The 15,827-nt window shown below is 60.9% G+C and carries 12 protein-coding genes and 1 tRNA gene; 6 read left to right on the top strand and 7 right to left on the bottom strand.

What is annotated here, in order from left to right:
• Positions 1-3 precede the first annotated feature (3 nt).
• Positions 4-1,836: a diguanylate cyclase gene (locus tag ABYV89_RS00160; protein WP_432820884.1), complete on the bottom strand. Its 1,833-nt coding sequence runs from the start codon at positions 1,834-1,836 to the stop codon at positions 4-6.
• A gap of 100 nt (positions 1,837-1,936) precedes the next feature.
• Here ABYV89_RS00160 and ABYV89_RS00155 point away from each other — a divergent pair, with 100 nt between their 5' ends.
• From ABYV89_RS00155 to ABYV89_RS00140, 4 genes are all read left to right on the top strand, one after another.
• Positions 1,937-4,333 (top strand): PocR ligand-binding domain-containing protein, encoded by a 2,397-nt coding sequence (locus ABYV89_RS00155; RefSeq protein ID WP_432820883.1) that lies wholly within the window; start codon positions 1,937-1,939, stop codon positions 4,331-4,333.
• 11 nt (positions 4,334-4,344) lie between these two features.
• A complete protein-coding gene (locus ABYV89_RS00150) occupies positions 4,345-7,284 on the top strand; it encodes a PAS domain S-box protein (protein ID WP_432820882.1) in 2,940 nt (979 codons plus the stop codon).
• 41 nt (positions 7,285-7,325) lie between these two features.
• Entirely contained in the window at positions 7,326-7,736 is a 411-nt protein-coding gene (locus tag ABYV89_RS00145; protein WP_432820881.1) for a DUF3617 domain-containing protein, read from the top strand.
• 11 nt (positions 7,737-7,747) lie between these two features.
• Positions 7,748-7,824, top strand: a tRNA-Arg gene (locus tag ABYV89_RS00140).
• A 57-nt stretch (positions 7,825-7,881) separates the two neighbouring features.
• Here ABYV89_RS00140 and ABYV89_RS00135 read toward each other — a convergent pair.
• The 6 genes from ABYV89_RS00135 to ABYV89_RS00110 form a co-directional block, all read right to left on the bottom strand.
• A complete protein-coding gene (locus ABYV89_RS00135; RefSeq protein WP_432820880.1) occupies positions 7,882-9,747 on the bottom strand; it encodes an ATP-binding protein in 1,866 nt (621 codons plus the stop codon).
• Positions 9,747-10,685 carry a phosphate/phosphite/phosphonate ABC transporter substrate-binding protein gene (phnD, locus tag ABYV89_RS00130; protein WP_432820879.1) on the bottom strand — a complete coding sequence of 313 codons (939 nt, stop codon included), beginning with the start codon at positions 10,683-10,685 and terminating at the stop codon, positions 9,747-9,749. Before phnD ends, ABYV89_RS00135 begins: the two co-directional genes overlap by 1 nt.
• A 162-nt stretch (positions 10,686-10,847) precedes the next feature.
• Positions 10,848-12,296, bottom strand: coding sequence for a nicotinate phosphoribosyltransferase (locus ABYV89_RS00125; protein WP_432820878.1), 1,449 nt, complete (start codon positions 12,294-12,296; stop codon positions 10,848-10,850).
• 26 nt (positions 12,297-12,322) lie between these two features.
• Positions 12,323-13,150: an SIR2 family NAD-dependent protein deacylase gene (locus tag ABYV89_RS00120; protein ID WP_432820877.1), complete on the bottom strand. Its 828-nt coding sequence runs from the start codon at positions 13,148-13,150 to the stop codon at positions 12,323-12,325.
• Between the two features lie 63 nt (positions 13,151-13,213).
• Entirely contained in the window at positions 13,214-13,696 is a 483-nt protein-coding gene (ybaK, locus tag ABYV89_RS00115) for a Cys-tRNA(Pro) deacylase (RefSeq protein WP_432820876.1), read from the bottom strand.
• 11 nt (positions 13,697-13,707) lie between these two features.
• The gene (locus tag ABYV89_RS00110) at positions 13,708-14,517 is read right to left on the bottom strand and encodes a rhomboid family intramembrane serine protease (protein ID WP_432820875.1); all 810 of its coding nucleotides are present in this window, start codon (positions 14,515-14,517) and stop codon (positions 13,708-13,710) included.
• 179 nt (positions 14,518-14,696) lie between these two features.
• Here ABYV89_RS00110 and ABYV89_RS00105 point away from each other — a divergent pair, with 179 nt between their 5' ends.
• Both ABYV89_RS00105 and ABYV89_RS00100 read left to right on the top strand, forming a co-directional pair.
• Positions 14,697-14,921, top strand: a complete 225-nt coding sequence (locus tag ABYV89_RS00105; protein ID WP_432820874.1) for a MoaD/ThiS family protein — start codon at positions 14,697-14,699, stop codon at positions 14,919-14,921.
• A 43-nt stretch (positions 14,922-14,964) separates the two neighbouring features.
• Positions 14,965-15,825 (top strand): aldehyde ferredoxin oxidoreductase N-terminal domain-containing protein, encoded by an 861-nt coding sequence (locus ABYV89_RS00100; RefSeq protein WP_432820873.1) that lies wholly within the window; start codon positions 14,965-14,967, stop codon positions 15,823-15,825.
• Positions 15,826-15,827 lie beyond the last annotated feature (2 nt).

Below are 15,827 nucleotides of genomic sequence, written 5' to 3'. Positions count from 1 at the left end.
GGGTCAGGCGGTGCAGGCCTTGGCCCGGTCCCGCTGCAGGGATGCCCAGGTCACGCTGCAGTTGCGGCCGCCGGCCTTGGCATGATAGAGCGCCTGGTCGGCACAGTCGATGAGGGTCTGGATGCCCTCGCCGTCGACGGGATAGACGGATATGCCGATCGAGATGGTTACCCGAACTTTTTCGTGATTGTGCTGCAGGGTCAGGCTCTCAACCTGCTTGCGCAGCCGTTCAGCCATCATCTTGGCCCCGGCCCGGTCCGAATCTTCAAGCAGAATCACGAACTCTTCGCCGCCGTACCGGGCGGCCAGGTCGACCACCCGGACATTCTGGCCTAGGCGTTCAGCCACCTGTTTGAGCACCTGGTCGCCGAACGGATGGCCGAAGCGGTCATTGATCCCCTTGAAGTGATCGACATCGCACAGCAGCAGGGACAGCATGCTTTCGTTCCGCTTGGTGCGGTTGATCATGATTTCGAAGCCGTGCATGAAGGCCCGGTGATTGGCCAGCCCGGTCAGGTTGTCGGTGATCGCCATGTTGCTGATTTTTTCGTGGGCCTGGGCCAGGTCGATCTTGATGGCGACCTGGGCGGCGATCAGCTCGAGCAGTTCCTGCTGCTGCGGCGAAAAGGCCCGGGAGGTCTTGTTCGCCACGGTGAGGGCGCCGATCGGTGCCTCGCCCTCCTTGCGCAGCGGCAGTATCCGCAGCGAGCGGAAATCGGCAAAGCGGTACTCGTCGCTGAAAATCGGCGATGAGCCGCCGTACACCGCGCCCTCGGGGAGGGCGTGGTTCAGCTTGATCACCTGGCCGACCAGGCCGGATTGAATGGGGAAATCGACCCCCAGGATTTTTTCGGCACCGGTTCCTTCGGCCCAGAGGGTGCTGTGGCTGGTTCCCTGAACCAGGCTGATGGCGATAAAGTCGGCCGGCACCAGCGACCTGACCGCCTTGATGGTGGCCTGGAAAGCCGCTTCCAGGCCCAGCCCCCGGTTAAGTTCGTGCATGCTGATGCAGACCTGGCGGATGGCCGTCCACTCTTCGTTCATGAAGTGCAGTCGCGCGGCCATGGTCGCTTCAAGTCCCAGCTTGCGGGCCGCAAGGCGCAGTGATTGGCGTTCGGCATCGGTCCAGGGCTCTTCGCTGCGGCGATCGACACAGAGAATCCCTTCGATGCGGTCGGTCTCTTTTGTGACTGTGATTCGAATCGCCAGCAGGCTGCCGACGCCCGCCTGTTGCCGGTAATAGGGGAGCCCGCACAGGGGGGGGCGCACCGTGGCCATGGCGATTTCGTCCTGTCCCTTGATCAGGGCGCCGGCAATGCCGCTGCCCATGGGATACGGGCCGGGGGCGAGGTCGGTGCGCTCTGAGTCGATTCCCCGCAGCTGCAGGGTATTGCCGGGGTAATCCATCCATAATACGGCTACGGTGGTCAACTGGTGGGCCTGGCGGAGCAGTTTCAACTGCAGCTGAAACGATTCGGCCAGCAATTCGGCCGTCGGTGGTCCGTTCGTGTCGGCCTCACGTGAGCCGGGTACGCCCAGGGCGTCCAGCAGGGAGTGCTCGCCCTGCCCGGTATTCCAGCCGGAGGGGCGGGGGGGAGCCCCGCCATTGCTTGTGGCCCGATCGGCTGCCGGGGGCGTGGCCGGGCGCTTGCTCAACTGGCTCCAGACTGCGATCGCCAGGCCGACCGAGAGGATCATCGACAGGTGCGGCTTGCCATTGGAGATGTGCAGGAGTTCCGCCGACAGGGTGACGACCCCCTGCAGGGCCAGGGAGGCAATGCCCCAGGCGACAAGCCCCTTCAGGAGCTGCTGCGATATTTGAATGGCCTTGTTCACGGTTGGCAGGTCTCTTTCGGATAAAGCATGCGAGCAGGTTAGCATAATGCCAGGACCTTGGTAAACTTTATAACTGTTTGCCCTGGATGCGGAGAAGTTAATGGAGTACCTTTTTTCCGAAATTGTCGATGTCCCTGAAATTCAGGGGTTGATGGAAAGCCTGTATAAGGCTTCGGGGATTCCCTGCGGGATCATCGATGTCGACGGGCGGGTGCTGGTTGCCTCCGGATGGCAGAAGATCTGTACCTGTTTTCACCGGGTCCACCCGGAAACGGCGGCCCTGTGCCGGCAAAGCGATGCATTCATGCAGCAACATCTGCAGCAGGGATCTCCTCTGCCAGCCGAAGGTTTTGTCGAATACCGCTGCAAAAACGGTATGATCGATATCGCCCTGCCGATTGTCATCGATGGCCGGCACCTGGCCAACCTGTTTCTGGGCCAGTTTTTTTACACCCCTCCCGAGGAAGGCTTCTTTGTGCGGCAGGCCAGGCGCTACGGCTTCGATTCGGATCGCTACCTGGAGGCGTTGCGGTCGGTGCCTATTTTCCCCCGGGAAAAAGTGGCAGAGATCCTGGAATACCAGTCCCGCTTCGTGGCCCTGCTGGTGCGGATGGGAGTGCAGCGGCTGGAGCGGATCCGGGCGGCCGAGGAGAATGAGCAGGTCAGGGCTCGCCTCGAAGAATCCCAGCGCATCGCCCGGCTCGGCAGCTGGGAGTGGAACCTGCTGACGGGCGAGTTGCATTGTTCCCCCCAGGCCATCCGTAACCTGGGACTGGACGCCGAGACCTTTGTTCCCACCTACCACTCGCTGCTTGCGAAAGTCCCTGCCGATGACCGTACCCTGGTCAGGCGTTCCATCGATCAGGCGCTTCATACCGGTGAAGTCTGGGTTGAGCATCGCATTGTCCGCCCGGACGGCAGCATCCGTTACCTGCTCGAACAGGGCGAAGTGGTGATAGGCGACAACCGCGAACCGCTGCGCATGCTGGGAACCTGTCAAGACATCACCGAGCAGAAGCAGGTTGAGATCGCTTTGCTCGAGAGCGAGCAGCGGCTGCAGAATATTCTCGACAACTCCAATGCCCTGGTCTATCTGAAGGGGCTCGACGGCCGCTACCTGTTCGTCAATCGCTGCTTCGAGAAGCTGTTCGGTCTCGACCACGGGCAGGCGGTCAATCTGTCCGATCCCGACCTGCTTCCCGCCGCCCAAGCCGAAAAGTTTCGCGCCAATGACCAGGCCGTGCTGGAGGGCGATGCGCCGCTGCAGTTCGAAGAGGAGGTGCTCCTCGAAGATGGCGTGCATACCTATTTGTCGGTCAAGTTTCCGCTGCACAGCAGCGAGGGGCGGGCCTATGCCGTGTGCGGAATCTCAACCGACATCAGCGAGCGCAAGCAGGCCGAGGAGACGGTTCGTGAGGCCCTGGCTCTGGCGGAAGAGGCTCGTGACAATGTGCATGCGGTCTTCAAGGCGGTGGCTGACGGCCTGATCGTCACCGACATCGACCGCCGGGTGGTGCTGATCAACCGCTCGGCCGAGAAGCTGCTCGGAATCCGCTCCGACCGGACGATCAACCGGGCGATTGCCGAGGTGCTCGCGCCGGCTGGCCTGCGCAAGCAGATCGAAGCGGCTTTTGTGGCCGATGATGAGGGCTGCCCGCTTGACCTGGAGATGCATCGTGAAAACGGCGGTGGCACGGTTGTCGTGCAGGCCCGCAGCGCGGCGGTGTTTTCTTCGCAGCGAGGGCAGAGCGGAGTGATCACCATATTGCGGGACGTGACCCGCGAACGGGAACTCGACCGGATGAAAAACGAGTTTATTTCGACCGCCGCCCACGAGCTGCGCACGCCGTTGACTTCGGTACTCGGTTTTACCCAGGTGCTGCTGCAATCGGCTGATTACGGCATCCGCGAGCCGGAGCAGCAGCGGGAGCTGTTGGGCCATATCGCGGAGAAAGCCTCAAGTCTCAAGGTCATCATCGATGACCTGTTTGACCTGAGCCGGGTGCAGGCCGGTCAGATGCTGACCCTGAACCTCGAGCCGAGCGACATCTGCGGCCTGCTCAGGCAGATCGTCGATTCGTACCGCAAGACCTATGACAACCACCCTTTTGAGCTGCTCTTGCCTGACGAGTGCCCGATCGTACGGATCGATCAGAAAAAGATCGTCCAGGTGATGGAAAACCTGCTCAGCAATGCCACCAAGTTTTCCCCTGCGGGATCACCGATCAAAGTAACCGGCTCTGTCTGTGGCGGTCGGTTCCGTTTCAGCGTCGAAGACCGGGGCATCGGCATGACCGCCGAGCAGGTCGAACGGGTATTCGATAAATTCTATCGCGGCGACGCATCCAACACGGCGGTTGGCGGCCTGGGGCTCGGCATGTCCATCGTTAAAAGCATCATCGATGGGCACGAGGGGCGGATCTGGGTCGAGAGCGAACCGGGCCGGGGTACGCAGGTCGTGTTTACCTTACCGCTGGCCTTTTCGCCAGGCATTTGAGGACTGTTTTCATGGATTGTTATACTTTTGCCGATATCGTCGATCTCTCTGCGGTGGAGAGTCTGCTGGAAAGCCATCATGCTACTTCGGGGATGATGGTGACTATCCTCGACCCCGGGGGGAGCGAACTGCTCATGGTCGGCTGGCAGGACCTGTGCCTCAAGTATCACCGCCGGCATCCTGAAACGGCCCGTCTTTGCCGGGCCAGTGACCGTGCCATTCATGACGTTCTCGCCAGCGGAACCCTTGCCGAGGAGGGCTACCACGAGTACCGCTGCCAGAATGGCTTGATGAGCATTGCCGTTCCCATCCTGATCGAGGGGCAACACCTGGCCACCCTCTTTACCGGCCAGTTCCTCTATGAGCCGCCGGATGAAGAGCTGTTCCGTGCGCAGGCCCGGCGTTTCGGTTTCGATGAGGCTGCCTACCTGGCCGATCTCGGTAAGGTTCCGATCTTCAGCTTCGCGCAGGTCAAGGCCTGCATGACCTTTCTCACCCGCTTCGTGATGCTGCTGACCCGCATGGGGGTCGACCGCCTGCATCGACTCGAAGGCCGAAAGCTGTTGGCCGAATCAAACGAAAAATTCCGATCCCTGTTCGAGAGCAGCAACGACGGCATCTTTTTGCTTCGGCCCGACGGTGCGATCCTTGAAGTCAATCCCGTTGCGGCTTCCCGTCTCGGCTACCGCCGCGAGGAGCTTCTGGCCATGAGGGTGGCCGACCTGCTTTCCCCGGCCCAGCTCAGGGAGTTTCCTCGGCGCATGGTCGAGGTCCGTAAAAAGCAGGGGCTGGTCTACGAGTCGGAACACGTACACAAAGACGGTAGCATCAGCCCGGTCGAGATCAGTGTCCGCCCCCTCGATTACCAGGGGGAGCCGGCCTTTTTGGCGACAGTCCGGGACATTTCCGAGCGCAGGGAGCGGGAGCGTGAACTCTGTTACCGCGAAGCCTTCGAGGCGCTGATCGCCGACATCTCCAGCCGTTTCGTCGCCCTGCCCGCAACTGAGGCCGATCGGGGCATCGACTATGTGATAGACAAGCTGGGGGCCTTTGCCGGGGTGGAGCGTATCGCCTTTTTTGTCTGCGATGCCGAAAAGCAGCAGGCCCGCTGTACCCACGAATGGTATTCCGAGGGGATTCCCCGCAACATCGGGCAGATGCGGCAGGTCCCCCTTGCGCAGATCCCCTGGGTCAGCGAAATGGTCTTCAGTCGACAGTCGATCCATATCCCCAGGGTGGCCCGGATGCCGGAGGAAGCCTCTCTTGAGCAGGCCTTCTGGCAGCGGCTCGGTGTCCGCTCTATTCTGCTGATCCCCATCGTTGCCGCCGGAAACGTTGTGGCCAGCCTCAGTCTGAGCACCCTGAGTACGGAGAAGATCTGGCAAGACAACGACCTGTCGATGCTGCGTACCATCGGCGAGATCGTCGGCAACGCCCTTGAGCGTAAACTTGCCGCCGATGCTCTGCTGGAAAGCGAGGAACGGTTCCGCTCATTTTTCGAACATGCCGCAGCCGGGGTCGGCATCGTTTCGCCTGAGGGGGTGCTGCTTGCGGTCAATGCGGCCCATGCGCGGATGTTCGGCTGCACCGTCGACGAGATGTGTGGGCTCAAAATGATCGACCTGACCCATCCCGACGACCGCGAGCGAACGCTTCAGCTCTACCGCGAACTAGACGCGCGCAAGCGCGACGTCATCGTCTACGAAAAGCGTTACCTGCGAAAAGACGGCAGCATCGTCTCGGGCTACACCTCGGTAACCCCCATTTACGACAGCACCGGCCAGCTCCTATATTATCTCGGCCTGCTGCAGGACATCACCGAACGCAAGCACGCCGAATCGTCCCTGCTTGTTGCCCTGGCCGATGCCGAGGAATCCCGCGAAAAGATTGACACCATCCTTGCCTCGGTGGCCGATGGCCTGATTGTGACCGACCTCGCCCACCGGGTGGTGCTGATGAACCGGCAGGCGGAGCAATTGCTGAAGGCGAACTGGTCGGCATCGATCGGCGAGCCGGTCGAAACGCTTGCCGGGCATCCGCTGCTTCTGCAGCAGATCGAAGCCGTGCTGGCCGGGGATGTGGACGCCGCAGCGGTCGATCTCGAACTGGCGGCGGAGCTTCCGGAAAATAGCCAGGTCCTCCAGGTTCGCACCACCGCCGTGATGACACGCCGGGGGGAAAAAACCGGGGTCATCAGCATCCTGCGTGACGTCACCCGCGAACGCGGACTCGACCGGATGAAAAATGAGTTTATTTCCACCGCCGCCCACGAACTGCGCACGCCGCTGACCACGGTGCTCGGGTTTTCCCAGGTGCTGCTTAATGCCGCGGAGTACGGTATCACCGACAACGGGCAGCAGCATGAACTGATCGAACATATCCACAACAAGGCCCTGAGCCTCAAAGGCATTATCGACGATCTGCTTGATCTCAGCCGGATCCAGTCCGGGCAGGTCATTACCATCAATTACGAACCGGGGGATATCTGCACGCTGCTTCGATCGATCGTGTCCTCCTACCGCAAGTCCGCGTCCGAGCATTCCTTTGAACTCCTTTTGCCGGAATCCTGCCGCGAGTTTCTGATGGATCGCAAAAAGCTCACCCAGGTCATGGAAAACCTTCTCAGCAACGCCGCCAAGTTCTCGCCGAAGGGACGGCCGGTTCGGGTCTTCGGTGAAGATCTCGGCGAATTTTTTCAGGTGTCGGTAGCCGACCAAGGCATCGGCATGAGCCCTGCCCAGGTCGAGCGCATGTTCGACAAATTCTACCGGGCGGATGCTTCCGATACGGCGGCCCAGGGGCTGGGGCTGGGGATGGCGATCGCCAGGAACATCATCGAAGCCCACGGCGGCCGAATCTGGGTGACCAGCGAACTGGGGACCGGAACGACCGTTTCATTCAATTTGCCGACGGCAACCCATAGGCACGACAGGGATGCCGCAGAAGCTTGACGTAACTTACAGGGATAAATTTAAATGAGAAGGAGTCAGACATGTTGAAGAGCGCTCTGTTGGGCCTGGGATTGCTGGTGCTGCTGGCGGTCGTTGCCGAAGCCGGCGGCGTCGATATGCAGGAGGGGCTTTGGGAGATCACCACCACCACCGAAATGCCCGGCGTACCGTTCCAGATACCGCCGATGACCTTTACCCAGTGCATCACCCAGCAAGACCTGGTGCCGCAAAACGAGGAGCCGGACAGCGAGTGCACCCTGACCGACCAGCGGACCGACGGCAACACCGTCAGCTGGCGCATCGTCTGCAAGGGGGAAGGAGGTTCCTCCCGCGGCGAAGGGAAGGTCACCTACCATGGCGACAGCTTCGAGGGGGATATGAAGATGTCGATGGACCAGGGGATGCAGATGGTCAACCACATGCAGGGCCGCCGCATCGGCGCCTGCAAATAGTCTGTCGATAGGCGCCGCTAGCTCAGCTGGATAGAGCACCAGACTTCGGATCTGGGTGTCGGGGGTTCGAATCCTCCGCGGCGCGCCAGTAACAAAGACGGCTTGGCCTGTATCGGGCCAAGCCGTTTTTGGTGTCGCCGCAGCTTCAGCATGAAGGCGCTGGTGAGATTTCGTTGGTCTGGGGTGTTGCCTGGGGCAGGGTAAAAGTAAAGGTGGCGCCTTGGCCCGGCTGACTGCTGGCGCTGATCCGGCCGCCGTGGGCTTCAACGATGGCGCGGGTGATGTAAAGGCCGAGACCGGTGCCGGTCGGCGCGGTTTCGCTGGTATCGGCTCGGTAAAATTTGTCGAAAATGTGCTCGAGCTTGTCTTCGGAGAGTCCAACGCCCTGATCGCCGACCGAAATGCTCAGCATATTTTTTTCCACCGTTCCGGTTATGGTGATGCTTCCCTGGGGCGGGGAATATTTGACCGCGTTGCTGATCAGGTTTTCGATGATCTGCGATATTCGGTCTTCGTCGGCAAGAACGGGGGGACAGTCCGCCGGGAATCTGATTTCAAAACGATGCTGATTGTCCCGCTGGTTGCGCAACAGTCTCTGGATCAGGCGTTCCGGATGACAGGATACCAGGGTCAGTGGCAGACTGCAGCCGGCTTCGATGCGGCTGACATCGAGAACCTGGTCGACCAGTCGGGAGAGGAATTCGGCCCGTTCTTTTATAATGGCAACGCATTCGTCGTGGTTGCCGGTCATTTCGTGGGCGGGCATTTCCAGTAGTTCGCAAAAACCGAGGATAGCCGCGAGCGGGGTCTGGAATTCGTGGGCGGTGGTCGAGACAAAATCCTGACGCAACTGGTTGATCTTTCGCTCGGCGGTGACGTCGATCATGATTCCGACCAGCCCGGAGAGCCGCCCGGCGCTGTTGAAAAAGGTGGTTTTTTTGCAGACTACCTGCCGCTGGCGGCTCTGCGCCGTCGTGACCGGCAGTTCATATTGACAGGTTCCTGGATTGTTAAACAGGTCGCGGTCGGCCTGTTCGTGAATTTCGGCCTCGGTTTCGAGGAACAGGTCATGGGACCTGTGGTTGAGGATCTTTTCTCGCGCGAGTCCGATGAACTCTTCAAAGGCCCGGTTACAGCCGAGATAAACGCCCTGGGTGTTTTTGTAGAAGACCGGTTCAGGCAGTTCATTCATCAGGGTGGCCATGAATTTGAGCTGGGAGGCGAGGTCCTTTTCGGCGGACTGGCGGCGTTCCACCTCAGCAGCTAGGGTACGGTTGCGGTCGAGGAGTTCCTGCCGGGTGGCCTGGAGTTGACGGGTCATGAAATTAAAGGACTGAGCCAGCGTGCCGATTTCGTCGCGCCCTGATACGCCAATCTGCTGTTCAAACCGGCCTGCGGCGACTTCGCGGGCGGCAAGGCTGAGACGGCTCAAGGGGCGAACCAGCGCCGCCGAGAGGGGGAAGCTGAACAGCAGGCTGATGCCGGCCAGCAGCAGGGTGACCAGCAGGATGTCCCAGGTCAGCCGGTCGATGGCTTCGGTGACCGGTCGCCCCGACATTCCTACATGCACCTGGCCGAGACCGCCGTGTCCGACCGGCACCGCGACGTCGTAGATCGGGCCGAGTTCGGTATCCAGGTGGCCGATGCTGTAGTCTTGCTGCGCGGGGAGCAAATTGACATCGGCCAGTTCGATCGGAAATGTAGCGCCGAAGGTATGGGCAAATACCTCGCCGTTGCGAGGGTTGCGATAGAAGATGTAAATGATATCTTCTTCGGTCTTCTGGGCCTGGATAGCCTCAAGCTTGATCGTTAAGTGATCGCGGGCAAGGATCGGGGCGATGCTTTGCCGGGCCAGGTGACGGGCGATGGAGATCCCCCGTTTTTCCAGTTCGGTGCGGAGCTGTTTCGAATACTCGAATTTAACGAATAGCAGCAGGGCCAAGCCGAAAAAAACCGACAGCCCGGCAAGGGTAAGATAAATTTTCTGGCGCAACCCCCTTAACAACGGCATCAGCGCGAGTCCGGACTGACCGGGGTGAGCAGCTGACGAACCGATTCGTAAGCACTGTCATCGATGGTTTCAAACCGTTCGATATGCATGGCTTGAAGAATCTCCCGTCCTTTGGGTGTTTCGTGCATGGTCAGCAGCCCCTGTCGGACAGTTTCCCGTAACTCGGCGGCAACATGGGGGGCGGCGACCACCGGGGGGATGCCGTAGGGTCCGTAGCGTTCGACTATCCGTACCCGGGTATTCAGCTCCGGTTCGGTGGCGGCCAGGTAATCATAGATCAGGCTGTCGACTGCGGCCCCTTCGACCAAGCCCTCAGCAACGGCATGAATGGAGCGGTCATGGGCGTAAGTATAGGTAGTCGAGAGGAAAAAATCTTTCGCGGTGACCCCCATCCGGGCCAGTTGGGCTTTCGGCACCAGGGAGCCGCTGTTGGAGTTTGGATCGGTAAAGGCAAAGGTTTTGCCGCGCAAATCGGCCAAGGTCTGAACGGGACTTCCCGCGGGCACGATCAGGTCGGAATAATAGACCGGGGCGCCGTTGACCACCGGAGCGGCCAGCAGTTCAAGCCCGAACCGCTGGTGTCCTTCGACATAGGGGCTGGAGCAGACGAAGGCGACATCCACCTTGCCGGTTTCAAGCAAATAATTGAGTTTATCATAATTGCCGGGATCGACGATGGTGATATCCAGCGAGAAAGACTCGGCGAGGTAGTCGATCAGTTGCTGATAATAGGCGTACCCCTGCTCGGGGGTGATGATGGAGCCCACGGCGAGATTCAGTTTGGTACGGCTGGATGGCTGGGCGTCGGCGGACAGGGGGGCCCGGTTGGCCAGGGTGACAGCTTTGGGCTGCTCCTGCTCGCAGCCGGCAAGGCCAATGACCAGCAACGCCAGGCCTATTGCCCTGATGCCGATCGATACCCATCGAAGACGGTTCATGATTTACTCCTGCTGCTCTGCACCAGCAACCTGCGGGGGGGGGGGATTGGCTCGCAGCTTCAGACTTTGCACAAGGGGTTACGGCGATTTCAATGTCGAGACACAATCTAACAGATTCTGGGTTCAAAAAACCAGCTTTTGTGACGGGCTCATGCCTGTTTGCTATTTGCTTTCATCAGGGCAAAGTCTGTCCAGGCGCTCGTGCTGATGAATCAGTTCTTCCCGCAGCTGGTGCAGCTGCGGGCTGATGGCGACCTTATAGCGGTGCGGGTTGATCAGGCGCAGCGAGCCTGCGGGCATCCGCTTGAGCTGGGCGGCGCAGTGGTCGGCCAGCTGATCGAGGGATGGAGCATCGTGCAGGATGCAGCCATCTTCCATCACCGTCTGGCGCAGGTTTTCCAGGCGGATATCGGCCGGGAGCTGCTTGCGCCGGGCCGGGTTGGTGGGGTCGTAGAGGAGATCGCCAGGGCGCAGCTGTTCATGCTCACGGCAGAGGATGTCCATGGAAAAATTGCCGTCGGGGTCGATGGCTCGCAACACATGCTTCCGGTCGGGGATGGTGCTTTTGCTGCTATCCGAGGTGACCTTCAGGCGCGGCTGGTCGTCAAAGCGTACCAGCTTGTAAACCCCGCCGAGGGCGCCGCCGCCTTCGCCGGCACAGGTGGCCAGGCGGGTGCCGACGCCGTAGATGTCGATTCGCCCCCCCTCGTCGCGCAGCGAGTGGATGACATGCTCGTCGAGGTCGTTGGAGGCGACGATCTTGACCTCGGCAAAGCCTGCCACGTCGAACCTGCGGCGGGCTTCGCGGCTGAGGTAGGCGAGGTCGCCCGAGTCGAGCCGGATGCCGAGCAGTTCGTGCCCCTTCTCGCGCAGCTCCCGCGCCACGGTGATGGCATTGGGAAGCCCGCTTTCGAGGGTGTCGTAGGTATCGACCAGCAGTACGCAGCTGTCGGGAAAACAGTCGGCGTAGGCGCGAAAGGCGGTCAGTTCATCGGGAAACGACATGATCCAGCTGTGGGCGTGGGTCCCCTTGACCGGGATGCCGAACTGCTGGCCGGCCAGCACGTTGCTGGTCGAGCGGACCCCGCCGATGTAGGCGGCGCGGGCCACGCTGAGTCCGCCGTCGGGGCCCTGGGCCCGGCGCAGACCGAATTCGATGACTTCGCCGTCGCCGGCGGTGACGGTTAAACGAGCGGCCTTGGTGGCGACCAGGGTCTGGAAATTGATGATGTTGAGCAGGGCGGTTTCAACGAACTGGGCTTCGGCCAGGCTCCCCTCGACCGTCAGCAGCGGCTCATGGCCGAAGACGACGGTCCCTTCGGCGGGAGCGATGACCCGGCCGTGAAAGCGAAAATTCTTGAGATAGGCCAGAAAGGACGGCTTGAAAATGCCGAGGCTCGCCAGGTACTCCAGGTCGCGGTCGGAGAAATGCAGCTTGCTGAGATAGTCAAGCGCAGGCTCCAGGCCGGCGAAGACGGCGTAGCTCCCCAGATAGGGCGCTTCGCGGAAAAACAGGTCGAAAGTGGCCGGTTTTTCGTGCATCCCTTTTTCGAAGTAGCCGGCCAGCATGGTCAGCTCATAAAGATCGGTCAGCAGCGCGGAATTACTCATAGATCCTCCGTTTGCAAACAGGATGCTCACCCGGCCAGGGCGCGGTCGATGCCGCTTAACCCTTCGAGCGCACCGGCGGCGATGGAAATGTGCGGAGCCCCGATCTGCGGTTCGCGCGGGTTGATCCGGACCACCGTCGCCTGCTTGCTATTGCCGAGCCGTTCGCTCAGGCAGCGGATGGTCGGGATGGCGGTGCCGGCGCCCAATTCGATGACCGCCAGCCGCTGGTCACGGTGCTGGTCGAGAAAGAGGTCGAAGCGCATTTGCTGGCCATGGCTGCGGCTGCTGATCCAGGAATAATCGCCGAACATCAGGATATTGGGGCGGGCCGCGCCGCCGCAGCGGGGGCAGACGGGGATGTGCCCTGCGCGCATGGTTTCGAAATCGACGGGAATCTCTTCGCGGTTGTCCCAGATCGCCATGGTGCAGGGTTTGAGGCATTGCAGATGGTGAATCGAGCCGTGCACTTCGAGCACCTGGTCTTCACGGTAGCCGGCTTTCTGGAATTGGCCGTCGACGTTGGAGGTGACCACGAAGGTGTCGAGACCGAAATCCTCGGCCCAGCGCTTGAGCAGGTGAAACCCGTTGTGGGGGACGGTGCTGCGGTAGAGGTTGGTGCGGTGACCGTAGAAGCCCCAGCCGAAGGCGGGGTCGCCCTCGAAGTTGGCCGGGTTGGCGGCGCCGATGAAGTTGATGCCGAGGTGCCGGTACATCGGGTAGGCGTTCCAGAAACCCTGGTCGCCGCGAAAATCAGGGAGACCCGAATCGACCCCCATGCCGGCCCCCGAGGTGATAACCAGCGCCTGGGCGGTACGGATGGTTTCGGCAGCGAGCTTGTAAGGGTCTGTGGTCATGGCGGCCTCCTTGGGGTCGGCTGAAGGGACCCCTTGCGTTTCCGTTCTCTGCCTTCTGTTCTCTTATATAGCAACCTTCACCAGTGTCGGCTGCAGCAGGCGGATCACCTCCTGCGGGTCGATACCGACCAGAAAGCCGCGTTTGCCGCCGTTGATGTAGATCCGGGGCAGGGCGGCAATGGTTTGCTCAAGGTAGACCGGCATGGCTTTTCGAGTGCCGAAGGGGGAGGTGCCGCCGACCTGGTAGCCCGAGTGTTTGTCGGCCACTTGCGGGGTGCAGGGAGAAACCGACTTGCAGCCGATGAGACGGGCCAGCTCTTTGGTCGACACCTGGCGGTCGCCGTGCATCAGCACGATCAGCGGTTGCCGGCCGTCATCCTCCATCACCAGGGTTTTAATCACCGCATGTTCGTCGACGCCGAGTTCCTGTGACGAGACGGCGGTGCCGCCCTTTTCTTCATAAGGATACAGGTGGCCGGTAAATTCCACCTGGTGTTGCTTCAGCATCCGTATCGCCGGGGTGACGGGGAATTTGTCCTTGGCCATAAATCCTCGGTTCAGATGTTTTTGACGATGTTGATGGCGAGTATGGCCAGGCTGCCCAGGGTGGCCGCCAGGCAGAGCGCCGCCAGCAGGTTGAAGGTTTTGGGGGCGAGGCCGCGCACCCGGTAGCCGATGGGCAGCACCAGGCCGAGGGCCGCACCGCCAAGCCCGCCGCCCAGGTGCCCGGCGTTGTCGGCACCGACCAGCAGGCCGAAAACGAAGGCATAGATCGCCCACTTGGACATGAAGTTGCGGATCTGGTGCCCAGGGGGCCCCATCCGGTGATAATAGCTGATGGCGAAGCCGATCAGGCCGAACAGGGAACCCGAGGCGCCGACCACCGGGGTCATCGGATGCCAGAGGTAGCCGAGGCCGGTGGCGGTGAGGGCGGTCAGGGTATAGAGCAGGATGAAGCGGGCCTTGCCGATTTCCGACTCGATCAGCGGGCCGACCTGGTACAGCACCATCATGTTGAAACCGATATGGATGATGCCGCCGTGGGTGAAGGCGTAGGTCAGGCAGCGCCACCATTCGCCGTATTTAAGCACCAGCGGCCAGAGCTGGCCGCCCCAGAAGAGCAGCAGCTGGGTCGGCGGCGACAGCAGCACGCGGCCGCCGAGCCCGATGGCGGTGCCGTGGACGATCATCATCGAGAAGAGCACCAGGTTGACGAAGATGATGGCCTTGGTCAGCGAGAATTCCGAGCTGCCGGCCGGCGCCTGGCCTTTTAGCAGCCCCTTGATGTTGCGCTCCCAGCGCATCATGCGCCACTGCCAGCGGGTGCCGTTCATGCCGAGATTGTCGAAAAAACGTTTCCAGTCCAAAAGTGATTTCCTTCCTTGATTGAATAGTCAAGAATATTGCAGAAATAACGGAAAGGTTCAAGCGTTTACCGGGAGAGAAGGCTTGAATTCAACCATGAAATCGGGCAAACTTGCATATGCGGTTAAGCGAACATTAATGACAGTCGGCCATTGCCAGCCCTTTCACCTTGAGACCAGTCATGCAGGTTACCGTCAAGCTCTATGGCTCCTTCCGGGTCCACCGGTTCAAGGAAGGCCTCGGTCATTATCCCGAAGGCGCGACGGTGCAAGCTGTGGTCGTCGCTCTCGGCATTCCGCTGGAGCAGGCAGACATCGTGATTATCAACGAGCAGCGGGCCTCTATCGAGCATGTTCTGCACGACGGCGATGTCGTGGCGATCTTTCCCCTGGTGGCCGGCGGTTAGCGGCAGGGATGGTCCATTCCCCCCACGTATTTGAGGATGAACTATGCGCATTGAAACCAGCAACCCGATATCAAGCCCCTCGCAAGTCTTCTACAAGCGCTGCACCGTTGATCTGGCGACCGGTGCCACAACCTTCGAGGATGTGCCCTGCGGCAACCTCGAGGACGTGCTGGGCGGATTCGGGCGCTCCTTTCAGTTGCTGGCCAAACGGGAGATCAAGGAGGCGTACTGCCCGGACAACCCGCTGATCGTCAACACCGGGCTGTTGACCGGCTCGGAGATCATGACCGGCATGCGCACCTATTTTTCGGCCTACAGTCCGCTCAAGCATTCGGACCAGGGGCTGCCTGCGGCCATGTGGTCGGCGGCCAGCGGCAAGTTCGGCAACAAGCTGAAATGGACCGGGCTGGACGAGATCATTTTCGAAAAGCGCGCTGATACCCCCGTCTACGCGGTCATTTCCGAGGGCGCGTCCGGCCCCAGGCTGGAGCTCAAACCGGCGGAGCATCTGCTCGGGCTCTCGACCCACGAAAAGATCATGACCCTGTACGGCGAGTATCCCGAGGCGCATTTTGCCGCCATCGGCCAGGCCGGGGAGAATTACCGCGAAGTCTTCATGGGGGCGGTGGCGCTCTCCACCGAAAACCAGCTCAAGACCGGCGACGACAAGTGCCGTTTTGCCGGTCGCGGCGGCATGGGGAGCCTGATGGGATACAAGAATCTCCTCGCGCTGGTGGCGCAGGGCCCTGACAAGCGGGCCAAGCCGTCACCGGAAATCGCCGAGATCAACAAGGAGATCGTCAAGGGGGGCGGGTCGGCCCGGTTTCAGCCGATATCCCAGGGGGGCAATGGCGGCACCTGGGCCTCGTACGAGGTGCTGCAGGCGTTTTACGCGGTCCCCTAAAA

Origin of the sequence: Trichloromonas sp. (genome assembly GCF_041583255.1) — a bacterium.
Lineage (GTDB): Bacteria > Desulfobacterota > Desulfuromonadia > Desulfuromonadales > Trichloromonadaceae > Trichloromonas.
This window is presented reverse-complemented; position numbering and strand designations above follow the sequence as displayed.

What these genes read in the sequence shown, in the direction of transcription:
- ABYV89_RS00155 (WP_432820883.1), top strand. Translation starts at nt 1,937, where the DNA reads ATGGAGTACCTTTTTTCCGAAATTGTCGATGTCCCTGAAATTCAGGGG.
- ABYV89_RS00150 (WP_432820882.1), top strand. Translation starts at nt 4,345, where the DNA reads ATGGATTGTTATACTTTTGCCGATATCGTCGATCTCTCTGCGGTGGAG.
- ABYV89_RS00145 (WP_432820881.1), top strand. Translation starts at nt 7,326, where the DNA reads ATGTTGAAGAGCGCTCTGTTGGGCCTGGGATTGCTGGTGCTGCTGGCG.
- ABYV89_RS00135 (WP_432820880.1), bottom strand. Translation starts at nt 9,747, where the DNA reads ATGCCGTTGTTAAGGGGGTTGCGCCAGAAAATTTATCTTACCCTTGCC.
- phnD (WP_432820879.1), bottom strand. Translation starts at nt 10,685, where the DNA reads ATGAACCGTCTTCGATGGGTATCGATCGGCATCAGGGCAATAGGCCTG.
- ABYV89_RS00125 (WP_432820878.1), bottom strand. Translation starts at nt 12,296, where the DNA reads ATGAGTAATTCCGCGCTGCTGACCGATCTTTATGAGCTGACCATGCTG.
- ABYV89_RS00120 (WP_432820877.1), bottom strand. Translation starts at nt 13,150, where the DNA reads ATGACCACAGACCCTTACAAGCTCGCTGCCGAAACCATCCGTACCGCC.
- ybaK (WP_432820876.1), bottom strand. Translation starts at nt 13,696, where the DNA reads ATGGCCAAGGACAAATTCCCCGTCACCCCGGCGATACGGATGCTGAAG.
- ABYV89_RS00105 (WP_432820874.1), top strand. Translation starts at nt 14,697, where the DNA reads ATGCAGGTTACCGTCAAGCTCTATGGCTCCTTCCGGGTCCACCGGTTC.
- ABYV89_RS00100 (WP_432820873.1), top strand. Translation starts at nt 14,965, where the DNA reads ATGCGCATTGAAACCAGCAACCCGATATCAAGCCCCTCGCAAGTCTTC.